The organism is Campylobacter concisus, from assembly GCF_902460895.1.
In the GTDB taxonomy this organism is placed as follows: Bacteria; Campylobacterota; Campylobacteria; order Campylobacterales; family Campylobacteraceae; genus Campylobacter_A; species Campylobacter_A concisus_BC.
The window spans coordinates 135,354-154,553 of the sequence record NZ_CABPVL010000004.1 but is presented as its reverse complement, the minus strand read 5'-3'; the positions used below and the strand labels follow the sequence as shown (position 1 = coordinate 154,553).

Genomic DNA, 19,200 nt, shown 5'->3' with positions numbered 1-19,200 from the left:
TTTGCCAAAGAAAATAACTTTAATCTAAGAAACGATAAAGCTTCTTCAATGTTTAATATAAAGTTAAAACTATCAGATAAAGAGCCAAGTGTTTCAACTACTCATAAAGGAAATTTCGATCTGACTGTTTCGGATTTAATTATCACTGATGAAAATCAAAACAGCACAGATATCAAAAAAATTTATTTGCATAATGGAGAAGATAAAAAGGTATATAAGTCTTACTATCTAGAAAAAAATGGTTCTAGCGACAATGAAGCAGATAAAGACTCATATACGGCTAAATTTAATATAAATCTCATACAGGATAAAGATCAAAGTGCTTTTAAAAAGACTACAAAGATGATATTGGCTTCACGAGATCTTAGTAAGGATCACTCCACAGAAGAAATTCATAGCATGAGTGATAATGGCGTTATATCAGTCGAAGCAAAGAAAAAAGCTGAAGGCAGTACTACATATGATCTAAAAACTTCACTTGTTGATATCGCAAATAACATAACTAATGTTGTTATAGAAAATACAGGCAAGCTAAATGTAAAAGAAGCTATTAAACTAAAGGCAATGTATAAACCAAATAAAGGCGATGATAACTATAAAGATATAAACTGGGCTTATGAGATCATAAGACAAGATGAATACAACAAAGAGATAAAGGATAATAATCCTACAGGATATATAGTATTAGAAGGTGATAAATTTAAAGGTAAAGAGATAAGCTTTACTCCGCAAAATGACATAAAAGATAAGGAGTTGCTTGAAAAACTAAAAGAAAATAACAGCACGATAGTATTTTTTGCATATTTAAGAAGCCCATCTTATAAGACAAGATATGGCAAGACACATATAAGAGCAGACTTTAGGGTTCCTATGGAGCTAAAATATGAAAATAATAAACTTTATATATATGAATTTGGGCATACGGATAAGAGTTTAAGCTTTGATGCAAGCTTGTCAAATGCTTTTATTAATGAGATTAATGACACTAAAAAAACAGATAATGCCAAGGGAAGATACTATATAAGCTCAAATATAAATTCTCAAAGCATAAGTATTTATAAAGATCATAAGTTAAAAGAGTTGGCTTATTGTTCTATAAATGATCGCAATAGACCTGCTAGAGCACTTCTGGAAATTTATGCATCAGGTGACAACACTAAAAGCTCAATATCTAATTTCCAAAATGGAATAAATTTAATAAATAGTGAAAATAAAAGTAAATTTATCTCCAAATTTAATGAAGTAAAGCAAAGAGTTAAACTAGAAAATACCCAGAGTGTTAGCCTTGAAGTTATTGAGGAGGATAATGAGATAATCTTCCCTCTTAAAGTAAAGCCATTAAATGATAAAGATGGAGTTCATAGTAGGTATTACTGGGCTAGTGCGCCAGGAGCACATCAGGCCTCTTTTGGTAGTGGCAGAAGCGGTGGCAAGAGAAGACATGCGGGTAGGGATTTATATACTTTAGCGAATGCAGAGATTGTTGCAATAGCAGATGGAATTGTCTTAAATACAAGCTTCTTTTATTGTAAAACAAATCAAGTTACCATTATGCATTATTTCAAAGGCCGTAAAATTATAATAAGATATGGGGAGTTAGTTAACATTCCTGTAAAAGCAGGAGATAGGGTAAAAAAAGGTCAATTCTTAGGGCAAACTGGCAAATTATTAAATGATAGAAATCAACATATTAATGTTGTTTCAGGATACACAATATATATGATTCACTTTGAATATTACACAGATGGAAATAACACAAGAGATCCATTGACTGTTCGCGATCCAAATAATAAATTTAAAAGAAGGAGTGATTTATCAGATCCTTTAGAAATTTTAAGAATTGGTTATGGAAATAGCTTCAAGACTAAAAAATAAAAATGATTAGTAATATAAAAATTTAAATTTATATCACAGTGGCTAAATTTGAGATTATGATAAAAGACTGATAACTATATAAGACCTTTGACGACTACTATCATAAATCTTAAAACTTAAGCAATCTTCAGAAAAAAGTAAAATGGATTGGCGTTGTATTGCTATGGATAGTGTATTGTCTGTTTTTGTTGCTAAGTAAGATTCTATTTTATTTTTTTAAGACGACATGACTGTATTATTATTTTTTAAAGACGGTAAAGTTTGAAATATACTTACCACTTCAATATTTGAAAGAGCTTTTGTTAAAAATACTTCTTGGATAAATTTAAAATTAAAAACATAAAAATAGTATATGTATGTGAGGATAAAAATTAATGGATGATAATCGAGAAAGTTTAGTGTTCGAATGAAAATATTTTATATAGTAGTTTTACTAAGCAGATTTTTATTTGCTTCTGAAATTTCAGAAGCTTTTGGGGATTTAGACGGTGATAGCGTGAATGAAAGGGTAGTGGTTTGGCAAGATAGTGACTTGCATAGAGTTTTGCAAATTTTCAAAAAAGATAGTGAAAATAAATGGATAAAATGGCAAGAATTTAGTAATGTAATAATGAAGTCTGATGATGGTGGTGCCATGGGAGATCCTTTTGAAGGTTTGGAGATAAAAAATAGAGTGATCACAATAAACCATAGTGGCGGTGGTGGTAGATTTGAGTGGAGCTATGCCTATAAATACAGACTTGACTTAAAAGATAAAATTTGGAAATTAATAGGCGTTACCGTAGATATGCTAGATAAAAATGTAAGAGATCAAAACTTGGACTATAATCTCCTAACAAAGAAAGCTATATACAAGGTAGAGTGCTTAACCGAAGAGGTAAATAAATGCAAAAATATTAAAAATTTTATGTTTAATGTAAAAAATAATAATCAAATAAATATGAATGAAATAAAACTGGGAGAAAATGAACTTATAGTGCCAAAATATAATGAGAAAATATATTATTGACGCAACACGTGACAAGATATGGTTAGGTAGTTGGGTAAGGTTAGCATCATTTTTACGATAATTTAACTATCATAAATGATTTTTATTGGATTGCTTGGCTTAATTTATATAAATTCAGAGGTTGTTTGTGGCTCAATATTAAGCGATAACAGCATTTTCGCTTATTTAGACTTTATATGGAGCATGTTAGTCTTTGTGTCTTATTTAATTTTTAAATTTTATCTATATTGTGATTAGACATTATAAAGGGTAAAATCAGGTAAGTAGTTATAAATTTATAAAAGTATTCTGGAGGAAATTATGAAAAAAATACTGCTTACAGTAAGTGCAATATCTATGTTTTGCTGGTCAAGTGAGATTGTAGTTGATTGTGATGAGGGCTATGAAGAAAAAATTTGCAATGGCGATTATAGCTGCGTTGCGTCAAAGTGTATATATAAAAATACAGATTTGCTCGGGGCTTATAAGCACTATTTAAAGCAATACTTTCAAGACGATAAAAAAGAGATATATATGAGCGCTTCCAAAGAGATGGAAATGCCAAATTTAAATAAAATTATAAGGCTTGAATATAAATTTAAAAGTAGACCTGAAAATAGTGAAAACACATGCTATTTCAGCCTAACAAGGGCTGGCAAAAACTATCTCAAACTCGAATATAATGACTGTTCTAACGAATCTCTTTTTAATGTTGATTTTAAAAAAGTTAATAATGGAATAGAAGTAATTTTGAATGGCGATAGCGGCGCATAAAATTGGTAAATTTAACAGATTTAGATAAGCAACATAGTTTTGATGTTGCTGAAATTTATATCCTATTTTGAATATTATTTTGTGTGAGTTATCGATATTGTGTCAGTCAGGATTAAAATAAAAAATTTACGATGATAGAACAATAAATATTGGCTGAATAAGTATTAAAAATTTTAACCCAAAACCACAAGTAAATTTATATACAAAACTTTACCTTTACAATATTTTGTAATGTCACACGTTTTTGCTAAAATCGCCCATTTTAACTTACCTAAAAGGGAGAAAATGAAGAGATATTTAGCCGAGTTTTTTGGCACATTTTGGTTAGTTTTTGGAGGTTGCGGTAGTGCGATATTTGCTGCGGCTTTTCCAGAGCTTGGTATTGGTTTTGTGGGTGTTGCATTTGCTTTTGGTCTTACAGTTCTTACGATGGCTTACGCAGTTGGTCACATCAGTGGCGGACACTTCAACCCTGCTGTCTCAGTTGGTCTATTGGTCGGTGGAAGATTTGATAAAAAAGATCTAGTGCCTTACGTCATCGCACAAGTTATCGGAGCGATCGCAGCTACTGCTGTGCTATATCTTATCGCTTCAGGCAAGGCTGGATTTGACGCTGCTGCAAGCGGTTTTGCTAGCAACGGATACGGAGAGCACTCACCAAATGGCTACAGTCTAGTCTCAGCGCTTGTTGCAGAGATAGTTCTAACTGCGTTTTTCCTTATCATCATCCTAGGTGCTACTGATGAGCGTGCTCCAAAGGGCTTTGCGCCGATCGCTATTGGTCTTGGTTTGACGCTGATTCACCTTATCTCGATACCTATCACAAACACATCGGTTAATCCAGCTCGCTCAACTGGCGTTGCGATATTTCAAGGCACTTGGGCACTAGAGCAGCTTTGGCTTTTCTGGGTTGCGCCTATCGTTGGAGCGATCATAGGAGCTATCATTTATAGGATTTTAGGCTGCACATGCGGCTGCAAAAGCGCAAAATAATCAAATTTTATACTTCAAGGGGCGATCTTCGCCCTTTCTACTCTTTCAAATTTAAATAAGTAAAAAAGAAATTTATAATGTATTTTGAGGGGGCATCTAAGAAATTTAATTCTTAGATGAAAAGAGGATTTAGGCTTTTTTTGTCATAGCCCTAATAGGTATAACAAATATCGCTGCGATAAGGTAAAAAACGATACCAAATACAGCTGCCATCATAAATATCTCGCCGATATCATAAAAGCTTGACTCAAGCCTAATGGTATCCACGTAATTTATCGCAAACCATAATGCTACGCCAAGAGCGATAGCAAAAACAAAAAATCCCCAAGAAAATAAAAAATTTAAAATCTTAGTCATCAACTTTTCTCCTTTTTGAGTTTATTTATCTACCTTAAATCCGCCGCCAAGTGCCCTATAAACTTCGACCGCACTATCTACCTCATCAAGCTTTGCAGAGACATCTTGAAGCTTTGCTTGAAGCAAATTTCTCTCCGCATCAAGAAGTTCTAAGTGACCGATATAGCCAGCGTTATACTGATCTTTAGCAAGCGAATAAATTTTTTGCTGCGATTGTAGCAAATTTTTTACCTGATCCAAAGAGAGCTTTGCATTTTGCCTTGAGATAAGGGCATCTCTAACCTCGCCAAGGGCCGATCTAACAGTCGCTTCGTAAGTGATAGCTGCGATTTGCTCGTTTGTCTCAGCAACACGGACGTTGTTTTTTGTCCTGCCGTAGTCAAATATTTTTTGCGCTAAAGAGCCACCTATATTCCAAGTATTGGCATTTCCTACAAATATATTTTCAAAATCAATACTTGTAAAGCCCAAAAGTCCAGTAAGTGAGATTGTAGGAAAATAATCAGCCTTTGCTACGCCCACAAGGGCATTTGTAGCTTTTAGATCTGCTAGTGCCTTTGCCACGTCACTTCTTCTAAGCAAAACATCTGAGCTGATGCCAGCCTTTATCTCAGGTGAGCTTGGTAAATTTTGCGCACTAGCAACGGCTCCTTTTAAAATTTCATCATTGCTCTTGCCAGTTAGGATGGCTAGCGAAGTAAGCGCTTGTGACTTTGAGTTTAGCACTGAAGTTAGGCTAGTTTTTGCCCTTTCAACCTCAGCCTTACTTTGCAGATAGGTCATCTCATTTATGCCACCAAGATCAAGCTGCGTTTTGCGAAGTGCTAACGTATCTTCGTAGGTCTTTAGTGTCTCTTTTAGCACCGCTTCTTGCATGTTTAGTGACACTAGAGCAAAGTAGCTTTTTGCCACACTTGAGCTAAGGCTTAGTCTAGCGCTATCATAGTCAAATTTGCTCGCATTTAAATTTTCATTAGCTGCAAGCACGCTATTTCTTACTCTACCCCAGAGATCTATCTCGTAGTTTAGTCCTAAATTTATGCTAGAGCTTCTATAGCGTGTTTGAGGTTGTCCAGTGTAAGTTTCACCACTGGTCTTTGCTTTGGTATAACTTACATTTAAATTTACCCCAGGGAGCAAGCTAGCCTCAGCAACACCAAGACTCGCCTTTGCTTTTTGTAAATTTAAATATGCAATGCGTAAATTTGTATTTTTCTCAAGTGCACTTTCGACTAGTGCATTTAAATTTTCATCTTTAAATTCCTTCCACCAAAGATCTCTTACATCGCTTGTCTCGAAAGTGTATGTTGAGGTGAAATTTGTATCCACATTTGGCATATCTGGGCGAAACGAGCAACCAGCCAAAAACGCCGCTGTTATAAGTATAAACGCCTTATTTCTCATCTTTTTTTGCTCCCTTTTTCCAGTATTTTTCATTTAAATTTTCAAGCAAATAGTAAAACATAGGCACGAAAAATATCGCTATCGTTGTTGATGCGATCATGCCGCCAACTACGCCAGTTCCTAGTGAGTGACGAGATGCAGCGCCTGCGCCTGTGCTTATAGCCATTGGGAAAACGCCTAGAGTAAATGCGATCGAGGTCATTACGATAGGTCTAAAGCGAAGTTTGGCCGCATTTACAGCTGATTCAAATATGCTCTTTCCACTCTCGCGCTCTTGCATAGCAAATTCTACGATCAAGATGGCGTTTTTAGCCGCCAGACCGATGAGTAGCAAGAGTCCGATCTCAAAGTAGATATCGTTTGTCAGTCCTCTTATCCAAACAGCTAGCAACGAGCCAAATACTGCAAACGGCACGGCTGTGATGACTGCAAGTGGGATGAGCCATCTTTCGTATTGAGCAGCAAGGATCAAAAAGACAAAGACCATACCAAAGATAAAAGCGACCGTGCCTGTTCCTTGAGAATTTACCTCTTGATACGCCGTTCCAGCCCAGCTTATAGCGTACTCATCACTACTTAGTGTGTCATTTACGACCTCTTGTATCGCTCTTATCGCATCGCCTGATGTGTAGCCAGGTTTTGGATCGCCCATGATCTTAGCTGCTGGAAAGAGGTTAAATCTATCAACGATATCAGGTCCGATCGATCTTGTGAGCGTCGCTACTGAATTTAGTGGCACCATGCCGCCCTCGTATGAGCGGACGAAAATTTTTCTTAGATCCTCGGGGTTGTTTCTAAAGTTATCGCTTGCCCTTGCATATACGCGGTAAGACTTGCCAGCAAGGTTGAAGTCGTTTATGTAGTAAGAGCCAAAAGTAGCCGCTATCGTGCTAAAAATTTCGCTCTCGCTTACGCCAAAGAGCCTTGCCTTTTCTTTATCAACTGTTATCTTAAACTGGCGGTAGTTTGTCTCAAGTGTCGTTCTTACGCCAGTTAGCTCAGGTCTTGCGTTTGCAGCTGCAGTTACCTTTCTAGCATCCGCTTCTATCTCGTTGTAGCTCTTGCCACTCTTATTTTGTAGATACATCTCAAAGCCGCCAGTCATTGATAGACCCATGATAGGTGGCACATTTACGACAAAGGTCATTGAGTTTTTAGAGCCCCAAAGCATGCCGTTAAACTGACCAACTAAGGCATCTGCGCCGTCTGTTGCACCTTTTCTCTCGCTCCAGTCTTTTAGCTTGATAAAGCTAATGGCTGAGTTTTCTCTAAGTGAGCTAGCTAGCATATCATAACCTGCAACGCCCATAGTAAATTCGACATTTGGATTGCTCAAAATGGCGTTACTAATAGATTTTACCTCTTCTTTAGTCTTTAGCATATTTGTTGAAGGTGGAAGCGAGGTGATAACCATCAAAGCGCCCTTGTCTTCTGAAGGCACAAGCCCTTTTGGCACCTTTTGAAACAAGCCATACGTTGCAAATCCCATTATGCCAATTACTATAAAGCTAATGATGACGTGTTTTAAAATTTTTGCCACACCAGCTGTAAAGAGCTTAGTGCTAAAGTCAAAAAAGTCGTTAAATTTCTGAACGATCCAAAATGGCTTGTTCTCTTGCTTTTTAAGCATAACCGCACAAAGCGCTGGCGTAAGCGTAAGAGCGACAAAGCCTGAGATACAAACGGCGACAACAAGTGTTAGCGCAAACTGCTTTTGTATAACGCCAACAAAGCCCTCCATAAATGAAACTGGCACGAAAACTGCGCAAAGCACGAGCACGATAGAGATAACCGGAGCTTGCACCTCCTCCATCGCCTTAAATGTCGCGTCTTTTACGCTTATCTCTTTATCTTCGTGCAAAATTCTCTCGACGTTTTCTATAACGATGATCGCGTCATCCACGACGATACCGATGGCAAGAACTAGGGCGAAAAGCGTGATCAAATTTATACTAAAGCCCATCACATAAAGTCCGCCAAATGTGCCTATGATAGAGACTGGCACGGCTAGCATCGGTATGATGGTAGCTCTAAAGCTCTTTAAGAAGAAGTACATTACGATAAGAACTAGCACCATCGCTTCTACGAAAGTTTTTATAACTTCGTCTATTGAAACGGTGATAAATTCAGTTGGATTGTAAGCTATCGTGTGCTCTAAGCCAACTGGGTAGGTTTTCTTTAGCTCTTCAAGCTTTGCTTTGACCGCTTCAGCAGTTGCAAGTGCGTTTGCGTCGTTTTGCAAAAATAGCAAAAGTGGCACTGCTGGCTTGCCATTTAGCATAGCTTCAGATGCGTAGCTAGCAGCTCCAAGCTCGACTGTGGCGACCTCTTTTAGTTTTACAACGCTGCCATCTTCACTTTTTATCAAAATTTCGCCAAACTGCTTTGGATCTTTAAAACGTCCTTCAGAAACTACAGAATAAACATAAGGATTTTCACCCTTTGATGGCTGCTCGCCGATCTTGCCAGTGGCGTATTGTGAGTTTTGAATTCTTACTTGAGAGATGACGTCGCTTGGAGTTAGTTTAAACTGAGATAGTCTGTCTGGCTTTAGCCAAATTCTCATTGAGTACTCTTTGCTGCCAATTAGCACCGTATCGCCGATGCCATTTACTCTTTTGATCTCGTCGGCGATGTTTAAATTTACATAGTTATATAGCTCAACTTGGTTCATATTTGGATTTGTAAAGCCAACTACTTGAAGGATCGAGCTGCTTCTTTCGCGAACTGTTACACCCATATTTTGCACCTCTTGAGGCAATCTTGAAAGAGCAGCTTGCACGCGGTTATTTACATCTATCGTAGCTTGCTTTGCTGATGAGCCGATCTTAAAATAGACGCTTATATTCATAGTGCCAGCTGAGCTTGAGGTGCTTTGCATATAAAGCATATTTTCAACACCATTTATCTGATCTTCAATGGCACTTGCGACCGAGTCAGCGATAGTCTGCGCATCAGCGCCGCTATATGTCGCAGTTACAGAGACAGTAGGCGGAGTAAGACTTGGATACTCCTCTATAGGAAGTCCTTTGATACCCATAAAACCTGCTATAACTATGATGATAGATATAACAGTTGCAAATATCGGGCGGTTTATGAAAAATCTTGAAAACATCTATCTGCCTTTACTTGCTACTTGTAGCGTTTGCATCTTTGTTTAAGAAATTTGCGCTTAGGTCTTTGTCAGTTTCAACTGGTGCGCCAACTCCGATTTTAAGGAAGTTACTAACTATTATCTTATCGCCCTCCTCAAGACCCTCAGTCACAACGATCATATCTTTTGTTTGATATCCTGTTTTTACATTTTTTTGGCCTACTTTGCCATCTTTTACGACTAAAACATAAGTGTTTGTAGCACTTTGTTGAAGGGCAACTTGTGGGATGTTAAAGGCATTTTTTTGCACAAATCCGCTCATCTTTATATGACCAAACGCACCTGGCAAAATTTTACCCTCACTATTATCAAAGCTAGCCTTTGCCAAAACGCTGCCAGTTGCGGTATTTACGACATTATCTATAAATGTCACTTTGCCAGTGAAATCTTCATTGTTTAAATTTAAAACAGCCTCGCTATTTAGTTGCTGCCAAGCGCCACTATCTAAATTTGCTTTTCTGCTTAGATTATCCACGTCTGCGATGTAAAAGTCAGCCTCGATCGGATTTATCTTAGTTAGTCTTACAAGCTGAGTTTGGCTTGCTATGACAAGTGAGCCAACATCGACTTTATTATCGCCCACTACACCGTCAAATGGAGCTACTATGCTTGTGTAGCCTAGATCTATTTTTGCACTTTTTAAATTTGCTTTTGCGCTTACTAAATTTGCATTTGCGATATCATAAGCTGCAACGGCTGCGTCGTAGTCTTTTTGAGAGACTGCATTTTTCTTATAAAGAGCAGAAATTCTTTTAAACTCAGTCTCGGCATTTTTTAAATTTGCATTTGCAACGCCAACAGCTGCATCAAGTGAGTCGTAGCTAGCTTGATATTTCTCTGGATCTATGAGAAATAGCTTCTCTCCAGCCTTGACCTTGTCGCCAGGCTTAAAAAACTGCTTTATGATCGTGCCGCCAACCTTTGGATAGATGATGACGTCTTGGTTGCTAGTAACTGTGGCTGTGTAGTCAAAGCTAATAGGCACATCCGCTTTTTGTGCAACAAATATATCAACATGAGATGTTGGCATCTGGCGTCCTGCAGCGGCCTTTTTGTCGCCACTTTCAAAGCAGCCAGAAAGCAAAAAAACGGCAGCTGAAAGCATAAGAAAACTTTTAAATTTCAACATAAAAACCTCCCTTAATTTTAAATTTTAATCCCAAATTTAGTTTTGTAATTTTTATTACAAATTATAAAAGTTACTGAATATAACTAATTATAAATTAAAAGTCAATTCAACTTTTAACAATGCCATTTAAAAATAGCTCAACGCACAAAGCAACGTGCTCTTCACGCTCTTTTTTGCTTAGTTTTGGCTCCTCGTCTAATATGAGAGCATTGTAGTAATGTGACCCCTTTACATTTTCTATAAAGCATTTTGCGGCAAATTTGGCTGGAAATTTTGGATTAAGCTGGGCTTTTATCTCATCTCTTTCAAAGAAATTTATAAGCACAAGGTCGATCCTATTTAAAATTTGATCCAAAAATGCCCTGCCAAGTTTGCCACCATTTTTAGGGCCCTCACTCATCATTATCCTGCCAAGTGAGATATTTTTCTTGGTGCAGATGATAGAAAAAATAATGGTTGCAAATTTGGTTAAAAACTCCTCCAAGCTGTGAGAAATTTTAAGATCTATCCTCTCATCGACCTCTTTTATAAGCGCATCTATCTCTTGCTCAATGATCGCTTGAAAAAGCCCCTCTTTGCTCTCAAAAAATGTGTAAATGCTAGCAAGCGAGCCGCCACTTATCGCCACGATATCGCTAAGGCTAGTCTTTTCGTAGCCATTTTTTAAAAATAGATCAAGCGCTGTTTTTACGATGAGTTCGTATCGTTTTTTGCCTTTTTCTGAGATCGCCATTTCACTTCCCGCTAAATTTTCGCCATTTTATCATCTTTTAGGATAGATAAAGGTGCTAGCTCTTTGCACGCTGATAGTTGGCTCGTCAGTGGCGTAAGCTCTTATATTTATATGTTTTAAAAGATCTTTTTCGCTTGTGTTTTCATTTTTTGATTTTAGCGTGACGATGACCTTTTGCTTTGCGCCAGCTTTTAGCGTAAAAGGCTTATTTGGACGAGAAATTTCTATGCTTTTATCATCTATCTCAAAGTAAAATTTATGATCCTTGCTTTGGGTATTTTGCACCAAAAATACATAAGAATTTTCAACCTCACCTTGCTCTAAAACCTTGTAAAGCTCGCTAGTTCTATTTATATTTAAAAGCATGCTCTCTTTTTTACCGCTCATCAGCGCTGCAGCTACCAAAACTACGCACAAAATGACAAGATAAGCAACTGTTCTAAACCTAAAAATTTTCACCTTTTTATTTTTATTTTGAGAATTTATGCTTCTCCACTCAATGAGCGAGCTTTCGTTAAAATGCCCCATCACTTTAGCGCACGCGTCACTACACTCAAGGCAGTTTATACACTCAAGTTGCATGCCCTTTCTTATATCTATATGCGTTGGGCATATCCTCACGCAGGCTTCGCATCCAGTACAAAGCGCGCCTTCTTCTTTTGGCTTTTTAAATTTCTCTTTGCCATCATATATGACGCCGCCTCTTTTTTGATTATAGATAACTTGTATCGTGTCGCTATCAAACATAACTGACTGCACCCTCGCATACGGGCAGACATAGACGCAGAAATTTTCTTTTAAAATGACCACGTCATAGACTAGCCAAGCAGCTATGCTAAGCCAAAATGCAAGTAAAATTTTATGTTCGCTTGGCTCGCTTATATAGGCTAAAAACTCAAATGGCGGCACAAAAAACCACATGAAATTTGCAGCTATGATAAGAGCTAAAACAGACCAAATTCCAACAGCTATTGCACGTTTAAAAATTTGACCTTGTGGCTCATTTTGTTTATTTTGGATATTTTTTCTGATCTTTAAAATTTTAGTTTGCAAAAGGTCACGAAAGAGCGTTCTAAAAATGGTCTGCGGACAGCTCCAACCACACCAGACGCGCCCTGCAAGCGTTGTTAGAAAAAATATAGTCAAAAACAAAGTGATAAACAAAAATGGCAGCAAATATAGCTCTTGCATATCAAATTTTGTAAAAAATAGATCAACTCTGCTCTTATCAAAACTTAGCAAAAATAGCTGCGCATTATTTATCCTGATAAATGGCAAAATAAATACAAATAGCGTGATACAGGTAAAAAAAATGTAACGCCTCTTGGCGTAGCTAAGATGAAGATTCTTTGACATGGTGAGCCTTTTTTGAAATTTCAAGATTATAAATTTTGGGTTATTAAAAAAGTATTAAATATTTTAAATTTGCCTAAAAGCTTAAATTTATGAAAGTTAAACTATACTCACGGCTTATTTTAATCTGAAAGGTGGTGAGGACATTGCCTGGTATTAAGGTACATCCTAACGAGTCATTTGACGAGGGTTACAGAAAGTTTAAAAAACAAACTGACCGTAACTTAGTCGTTACTGAAGCAAGAGCTAGACGCTTCTTTGAGCCTAAGACTGAGATCCGCAAGAAACAAAAAATTGCAGCTCGCAAGAAAATGCTTAAACGTCTTTATATGCTTAGACGCTACGAGTCAAGACTCTAAAACCAAGACAAAGAGGGCTTTGCTCTCTTTGTTTAACTCTTCTTTTAGCCTTATTTTTTTATAATCAAAGCAATTTTTTTATTTTATTTTAAACGGAAATCCGATGCAAAAGCTAGCTGTAAATGAAGCTGCAGAAATTTTAGGCATAACAAAAGAAGCAGTCTATAATAGAATCCGCCGAGGCTCGTTAAAAACGGTCATTGAAAATGGTACTAAATTTGTCATCCTTGACGAGGAGCCAAGTAGCGAAAAACCCACAAAAACCGCTTCAAAAAGCACAAAATCTAAATCCCAAAACGACGAGTTTGTAAGTTACTTGCTAAATGAGCTAAATGAGCTAAAGAGCTTAAATTTAAATTTGCAAGCCGACAAAGATAGGCTTTTTAAAGAAAAAGAGCAGATGCTCATCGAGCGAAAAAATGAAATTTTGCAAATTTATAAGGATAGAGACGAGAAGCTCATGCAGTTTCTAAACGCCATGCAAAGACCGCTTTTAGCACCTAAAAACGAAAGTGCCGCAAGCGAAGTGGCGATAGATGCGCAGATAGAGGACGAGTCAAAATGGATAAATTTAAGCGAATATCTAAAGGAGTTAAATTTAAAACCAAAAGCGACAAAAAAGATCAGTGAAAAGATAATAAAAGCGATACATCACTCCAAATTTATCAAATTTAAACGCGGCGTGATACTTGTTAGAAGACATAAAAATTTAAAAGAGTTGATAGGAGAGATATGAAACATATTAAAAAAATAGCTACTTATGCTGCGGTTGGAGGATTTGGTGCCATTATCATGGCTGGACTTGCTGGTTGCGGAAGCGACGATGGTGGTAATGAAAACGCACTAAACGAAGTTGCGCAAAAAAATGGCGCCTTTGTCATCATCGAAGAGAGCGCGCCTGGCGTTTATAAAATCTTAGAAGAGTACCCAAGTACCGAAACTAGGGTCGTGCTAAAAGATATGAACGGCACTGAGCGCGTGCTAAGTAAAGATGAGATCGATAAGCTTCTAGCGCAAGCAAACGCAAAGATCGACAACAACACTTCAAATTTGACAAGAACTAGCGACGCACAGCTAAGTAGCGGCGGGCTAAGTCTTGGCGAGACGATCCTTGCCTCAGCAGCTGGCGCGATACTTGGTAGCTGGATAGGCAGTAAGCTTTTTGGTAATCAAAATTTCCAAGCAAATCGCCAAAGCACATATAAAAATCCAAGTGCTTACACAAGAAGTGTGGATAGCTTTAACAAGCAAAAAGCGGCAAATTCTGCTGCAAGAAGCGGCGGTGGAAAGAGCGGATTTTTTGGTGGTGGCTCAAAGTCAAGCTCTAGCTCATCAAGCTTTGGAGGCTGAAAATGATAAATTTAAGAAAAATCACCCCATTAAACAATGAATTTATGGAGAAAATAGGCTTTGCGTGGCACACGGATAACGACAACAGCTCGTATATCGCTGATGAGATCGTGCAAGTAAGCGAAAAAGAGGCAAATGCCTACTACGAGGCGGCAAACGAGCTATATGATATGTATGTAAATGCCGCTCAACACGTGATCGACAACAACCTTTTTCACGAGATAGGCATACCATTTAACCTTGTTGATATCATAAAAAATAGCTGGGAAAATGACGTTCACTGGCACCTTTATGGCAGATTTGACCTAGCTGGCGGGCTTGATGGTAAGCCTATAAAGCTCATTGAATTTAACGCCGACACGCCAACGGCAGTTTTTGAGACGGCGATCATCCAGTGGGCGATGCTAAAGCTAAATCACATGGACGAAGCAGCCCAGTTTAACGACCTTTACGAGTCGCTAAAGCAAAATTTCAAACGCCTTATCACGCTTGGCGACGAGGATGCGGACTTTGATGAGCTTTACGAGGGCTGGGGGATATTATTTAGCAGCATCGCAGGCAGTATCGAGGATGAGCAGACCGTAAAACTACTGCAATACATCGCAAAAGAGGCTGGTTTTGTAACAGACTTTGCCTACGTTGATGAGGTCGTTTTTAACGATGATGAGGGCATTTTTAAAAATGATGAAAATTTCGAGTATTGGTTCAAGTTAGTGCCTTGGGAGAGCATAGCGATCGATGAGGGCGAGCTGGCTCTCATACTTTCAAACATCGTCAAAAATCAAAAAGCTATCATCATAAATCCAGCCTACACGCTGCTTTTCCAAAGCAAAGGGATCTTAAAAATCCTTTGGGATCTATATCCTAATCACCCGCTCTTGCTTGAGACCTCAAACGAGCCACTAAAAGGCAAAAAATATGTGAAAAAGCCGGTATTTGGTAGAGAAGGCGCAAACGTCTCGATATACGATGAAAACGGCGCACAAATAGCAAGCAGTGATGGTGAATACGACTCAAACAAAGCCATCTATCAAGAATTTTACGAGTTTAACCAAGATGAGAGGGGCGAGAGCTACCAAGCAGGCGTATTTTACGCTTATGAGGCGTGCGCGCTTGGATATAGAAAGGGCGGCAAAATTTTAGATAACTACTCTAAATTTGTAGGACATTTCATTAAGGACTAAGGATGAAGATCGTTTGTTTGGACGCGGCAACGCTTGGAGAAAACGTAGATCTTAGTGTTTTTAAGAAATTTGGCGAGTTTATAAGCTACCAAAAGACTAAGAGCGATGAGGTCGTACCTCGTCTAAAGGGCGTTGATGTCGTCATCACAAACAAGGTCATCATCAACAAAGCCGTGATGGACGCGCTAAATTTAAAGCTTATCTGCATAAGCGCAACTGGGATGAATAATGTCGATCTAGAACATGCAAAAGCTAAAAACATAGTCGTTAAAAACGTCGCTGGCTACTCAACCGCAAGCGTCGTGCAGCACACATTTGCCTTGCTTTTTGAGCTAACAAATCGCATCAAATTTTACGATCACTACGTAAAAAGTGGCGAGTGGGTGAAGAGCGAAATTTTCACCTATCTTGGCGCAGATATCAGCGAGATCGCTGGCAAAGAGTTTGGCATCATCGGTCTTGGCGAGATAGGACGCGGTGTGGCGGCAGCGGCACGTGCATTTGGCGCAAACGTGAGCTACTACTCGACAAGCGGAGCAAATAAAAATAGCGAGTTTGCGCAAAAAAGCCTAGATGAGCTACTAAGAAGCAGCGACATCATCAGCATCCACGCACCGCTAAATGAAAAGACTAGAAATTTACTGGGCACAAACGAGATAAATTTGCTAAAAGATGATGCGATAGTGCTAAATTTAGGACGTGGTGGCATAGTGGATGAAGCGGCGATGGCAAGGGCGATAGATGAGAGAAACCTGCGTTTTGGCACCGACGTTTTGGAGAGTGAGCCGATGAGCGAAAATAGCCCATTTTTAAATGTAAAAAACAAAGAAAATCTACTAATCACCCCGCACGTAGCATGGGGCAGCTTGGAGGCTAGAAAACGACTGATCTCGCTCATAGTTAAAAATATAGATGAATTTATAAAAGGATAGAAAATGGCAACCGAACATAGCTTTGATATAAGCGCCGAGGTCGATATGATGGAGGTTAAAAACGCTCTTGAGACGGCGAAAAAAGAGATCGCAGCAAGGTATGACTTTAAGGGTCTTGCGGCTGAAGTTGAGCTAAATGAAAAAGAGAAATTTATAACGCTTCTTAGCTCAAGTGACAACAAGATCGACGCGCTAAAAGACATCGTGATCTCAAAGCTCATCAAGCGCAACATCCCACCAGTAGCGATCACAGAGACAAAAAGAGAGCCAGCAAGTGGCGGGAATTTAAAGGCGACGCTAAAGCTAAACGACACGCTTGATAGTGAAAACTCAAAAAAGATCACCAAAGCGATCAAAGACTCAAAGATCAAAGTAAGCGCGCAGATCAGGGGCGAAGAGATCAGAGTGACAAGCAAAAGCATAGACGATCTGCAGGAGTGTATAAAGCTCGTTAGGGGGTTAAATTTAGAACTTCCGATAAGCTTTAAAAACCTAAAATAACGAATTTTTCGCTTTATTATGCGTCGTTTATTCAAATTTTTGCTCGGTCATTACCAGCTCGGTAACTCCCGTCACAAAAATTTAAATCGCCTCGCCTAATTTTGCGAAAACATCGCATGATTTTCATGTTAAAATTTGGTAAGTTACTTGGCTAATTTTGCGAAATTGCCATGCGACTTTTATATTTAAAATTTCGCAGGATTTTTGGCTAAATTTGCTAAATCGTCGGACGATTTTAGTATTAAAATTTAGTAGGTTGCTGGGCTAAATTTGTGAAATTTAGCTGGTTCGTGGATGAAATTTCGCCTTATCGTTTTATTTAAATTTGATATATCTAAATTCTAAAAAGGAGTAAAAATGGGCTTTTTTGAGAAAATTCTTGGTAAGCAAATAGACCTTGGCGAGCAGATGCCGATCTATTTTGTAAGTAGCGACGAAGACTACATGCAGCGCGCATTTGAGCAAGCCAGAGAGAGCTTTAAGTATTTTTGGCGTGAGCTTTACTGGGAGCGCCGCAGGATCGTGCCAGGACTTGACTATGCGATGGTAAAAATTTGCTTTTTAGATGTTGTAAATGGCGAAGAAGTTGGCGAGCATATGTGGGTAAATGACGTTGAATTTGACGGAGAGACGATATATGGCACGCTCGTAAATGAGCCAGATAGCGTGCAAAACGTCAAAGTTGGCGATCAAATAAGCGCAAAATTTACTGATATGAGCGACTGGCTTTTTGCGATAGACGGACGTGCTTATGGCGGATTTAGCGTGCAAGCGATGCGCTCACGCATGCAAAAAGATGAGCTAGCCGAGCATGACGCGGCTTGGGGGCTTGATTTTGGCGATTTTAAAGATATTTTGGTGGTTTTCGAGCAAAAAGAGCACCCAGAAAATTTGATAGAGCATCCGATGAGTAAAAATATGCGCAGCCAGGTGGAGCAGTATATAAAAGCGCATCCAAACATGGTCACAGACACTGACGAGCTTGGCTTTACACAGCTTCACCACGAGGCACTTGCTGGAAATTTAACGATCGTAAATCTCTTGCTAGAAAATGGCGCTAGCAAAAACGCCCGCACAAAAAGTGGTAAAACCGCAGCTGAACTTGCTAGGCAAATAGGCTGGAGCGAAATCGCAAAGGTGCTTTCGTAGTTGACAAAGAATTTTTAAACAAAAAAGGTTTGAAATATGAAAAGTTTTGAGAGATTGGTTGAAGATAAAAATAGAGTTATTAAAGATTGCGACAATTTTATTAAAGAACTCAAAGACATTTCATTGCAAACTAGTGGTATTTCAACTTTAATTAAGTTACTTTCAGAGAAGAAAGAAAAATACTTAGAATTAAAGTATGATAATTATAAAGAATCAACACTATCCATAGAGAATCTTGACGAGAAAATTTACAGGCAAATTGTTTTATTAGAAAAACAAAATAGTCAAGAAGCAAAGTCTACACTAGAAAAATTTGGATATGAATATAGGGATCAGCAGAAAATCAAATTTATTTTAAAAAAATATATTTTGCAAAAAAACACTACAAAGGTCTAATAGCATTACTTGGCTTAATGCCATTTATAATATATTTTGTTCTTAATAGAAACATAGGTTACATTCCAATGCCTGAAAGTGGTGACATATTCTCGATTCTAGTTTCGCTAGCTTTAGCAGGGCTTAGTTTGCTATTTATATTATATCTTATGCCAATATTACAGTTAGCTGTTGTATTTTATATGCGAGATATTAAAGGCATCTTGCCAGTTTTTCTTCTTTCAATACTTTTATCTGTAGCATTAATTGTTTTGATATTAAACGACATTAGTTGGATTTCAAAAAATTTAGAACTAAGCTTTGTTTCTTTTTATATTATTGATATTCTTCTCATATATATTGGTTTGTTATTTAAAACAAAGAGTCAGAAATTAATGATTTTTAAAAGCGAGCAGTTTTGGCTACTAGCTTTTCATGGCTTTATATCTATCTTGAGCCCATTTGTGATATTTTTATTAGTTTATAGTAGAGTAAGTAATGATTCTATAGAGAACATAGTTATAGTATCTATTTTTATACTATTGGCAATAACATTGCTTTTCTTTCTATTGCTAGAAAAAGATTTATAT

The 19,200-nt window shown here is 37.8% G+C and carries 19 protein-coding genes; 13 read left to right on the top strand and 6 right to left on the bottom strand.

All coding sequences use genetic code 11. The features are described from left to right. From F3G98_RS07345 to aqpZ, 4 genes are all read left to right on the top strand, one after another. The coding region (locus F3G98_RS07345) for a M23 family metallopeptidase (protein WP_188116979.1) at positions 1-1,875 on the top strand (1,875 nt) is incomplete at its 5' end. Between the two features lie 406 nt (positions 1,876-2,281). Then, positions 2,282-2,884, top strand: coding sequence for a hypothetical protein (locus F3G98_RS07340; protein WP_103608370.1), 603 nt, complete (start codon positions 2,282-2,284; stop codon positions 2,882-2,884). A 300-nt stretch (positions 2,885-3,184) separates the two neighbouring features. Further along, complete coding sequence (locus tag F3G98_RS10925; RefSeq protein ID WP_103608371.1) at positions 3,185-3,637, top strand: hypothetical protein; 453 nt, start codon at positions 3,185-3,187, stop codon at positions 3,635-3,637. Between the two features lie 285 nt (positions 3,638-3,922). Then, positions 3,923-4,630 carry an aquaporin Z gene (gene aqpZ, locus F3G98_RS07330; protein ID WP_103608372.1) on the top strand — a complete coding sequence of 236 codons (708 nt, stop codon included), beginning with the start codon at positions 3,923-3,925 and terminating at the stop codon, positions 4,628-4,630. A gap of 129 nt (positions 4,631-4,759) precedes the next feature. Here aqpZ and F3G98_RS07325 read toward each other — a convergent pair whose 3' ends face one another. From F3G98_RS07325 to ccoG, 6 genes are all read right to left on the bottom strand, one after another. After that, complete coding sequence (locus F3G98_RS07325) at positions 4,760-4,987, bottom strand: hypothetical protein (RefSeq protein ID WP_004318043.1); 228 nt, start codon at positions 4,985-4,987, stop codon at positions 4,760-4,762. Positions 4,988-5,008: 21 nt separating this feature from the next. Continuing rightward, positions 5,009-6,391, bottom strand: coding sequence for an efflux transporter outer membrane subunit (locus F3G98_RS07320; RefSeq protein WP_103608373.1), 1,383 nt, complete (start codon positions 6,389-6,391; stop codon positions 5,009-5,011). Continuing rightward, positions 6,381-9,506 (bottom strand): efflux RND transporter permease subunit, encoded by a 3,126-nt coding sequence (locus F3G98_RS07315; protein ID WP_103608375.1) that lies wholly within the window; start codon positions 9,504-9,506, stop codon positions 6,381-6,383. Before F3G98_RS07315 ends, F3G98_RS07320 begins: the two co-directional genes overlap by 11 nt. A 10-nt stretch (positions 9,507-9,516) precedes the next feature. Beyond that, positions 9,517-10,674: an efflux RND transporter periplasmic adaptor subunit gene (locus tag F3G98_RS07310; protein WP_103608376.1), complete on the bottom strand. Its 1,158-nt coding sequence runs from the start codon at positions 10,672-10,674 to the stop codon at positions 9,517-9,519. A 106-nt stretch (positions 10,675-10,780) separates the two neighbouring features. After that, positions 10,781-11,407 (bottom strand): TetR/AcrR family transcriptional regulator, encoded by a 627-nt coding sequence (locus F3G98_RS07305; protein WP_103608377.1) that lies wholly within the window; start codon positions 11,405-11,407, stop codon positions 10,781-10,783. 30 nt (positions 11,408-11,437) lie between these two features. Beyond that, the gene (gene ccoG / locus F3G98_RS07300; RefSeq protein ID WP_103608378.1) at positions 11,438-12,763 is read right to left on the bottom strand and encodes a cytochrome c oxidase accessory protein CcoG; all 1,326 of its coding nucleotides are present in this window, start codon (positions 12,761-12,763) and stop codon (positions 11,438-11,440) included. 143 nt (positions 12,764-12,906) lie between these two features. On the opposite strand from ccoG, the gene rpsU reads away from it, so the two are divergent. The 9 genes from rpsU to F3G98_RS10425 form a co-directional block, all read left to right on the top strand. Next, positions 12,907-13,119 carry a 30S ribosomal protein S21 gene (gene rpsU, locus F3G98_RS07295; protein ID WP_009294994.1) on the top strand — a complete coding sequence of 71 codons (213 nt, stop codon included), beginning with the start codon at positions 12,907-12,909 and terminating at the stop codon, positions 13,117-13,119. Positions 13,120-13,222: 103 nt separating this feature from the next. After that, complete coding sequence (locus tag F3G98_RS07290; RefSeq protein WP_103608379.1) at positions 13,223-13,855, top strand: DNA-binding protein; 633 nt, start codon at positions 13,223-13,225, stop codon at positions 13,853-13,855. Beyond that, positions 13,852-14,469: a UPF0323 family lipoprotein gene (locus F3G98_RS07285; protein WP_103570117.1), complete on the top strand. Its 618-nt coding sequence runs from the start codon at positions 13,852-13,854 to the stop codon at positions 14,467-14,469. The genes F3G98_RS07290 and F3G98_RS07285 overlap by 4 nt, the downstream gene beginning before the upstream one ends. A 2-nt stretch (positions 14,470-14,471) precedes the next feature. Then, a complete protein-coding gene (locus tag F3G98_RS07280; protein WP_103597907.1) occupies positions 14,472-15,653 on the top strand; it encodes a glutathionylspermidine synthase family protein in 1,182 nt (393 codons plus the stop codon). A 2-nt stretch (positions 15,654-15,655) separates the two neighbouring features. Beyond that, complete coding sequence (locus F3G98_RS07275; protein WP_107791247.1) at positions 15,656-16,585, top strand: D-2-hydroxyacid dehydrogenase; 930 nt, start codon at positions 15,656-15,658, stop codon at positions 16,583-16,585. 3 nt (positions 16,586-16,588) lie between these two features. Continuing rightward, entirely contained in the window at positions 16,589-17,086 is a 498-nt protein-coding gene (locus tag F3G98_RS07270; protein WP_107791248.1) for a YajQ family cyclic di-GMP-binding protein, read from the top strand. 357 nt (positions 17,087-17,443) lie between these two features. Next, the gene (locus tag F3G98_RS07265) at positions 17,444-18,235 is read left to right on the top strand and encodes a DUF2314 domain-containing protein (RefSeq protein ID WP_149725954.1); all 792 of its coding nucleotides are present in this window, start codon (positions 17,444-17,446) and stop codon (positions 18,233-18,235) included. Between the two features lie 36 nt (positions 18,236-18,271). After that, entirely contained in the window at positions 18,272-18,631 is a 360-nt protein-coding gene (locus tag F3G98_RS07260) for a hypothetical protein (RefSeq protein ID WP_149725953.1), read from the top strand. Positions 18,632-18,699: 68 nt separating this feature from the next. Beyond that, a partial coding sequence (locus F3G98_RS10425) for a hypothetical protein (RefSeq protein WP_188116978.1) occupies positions 18,700-19,200 on the top strand: 501 nt, incomplete at its 3' end.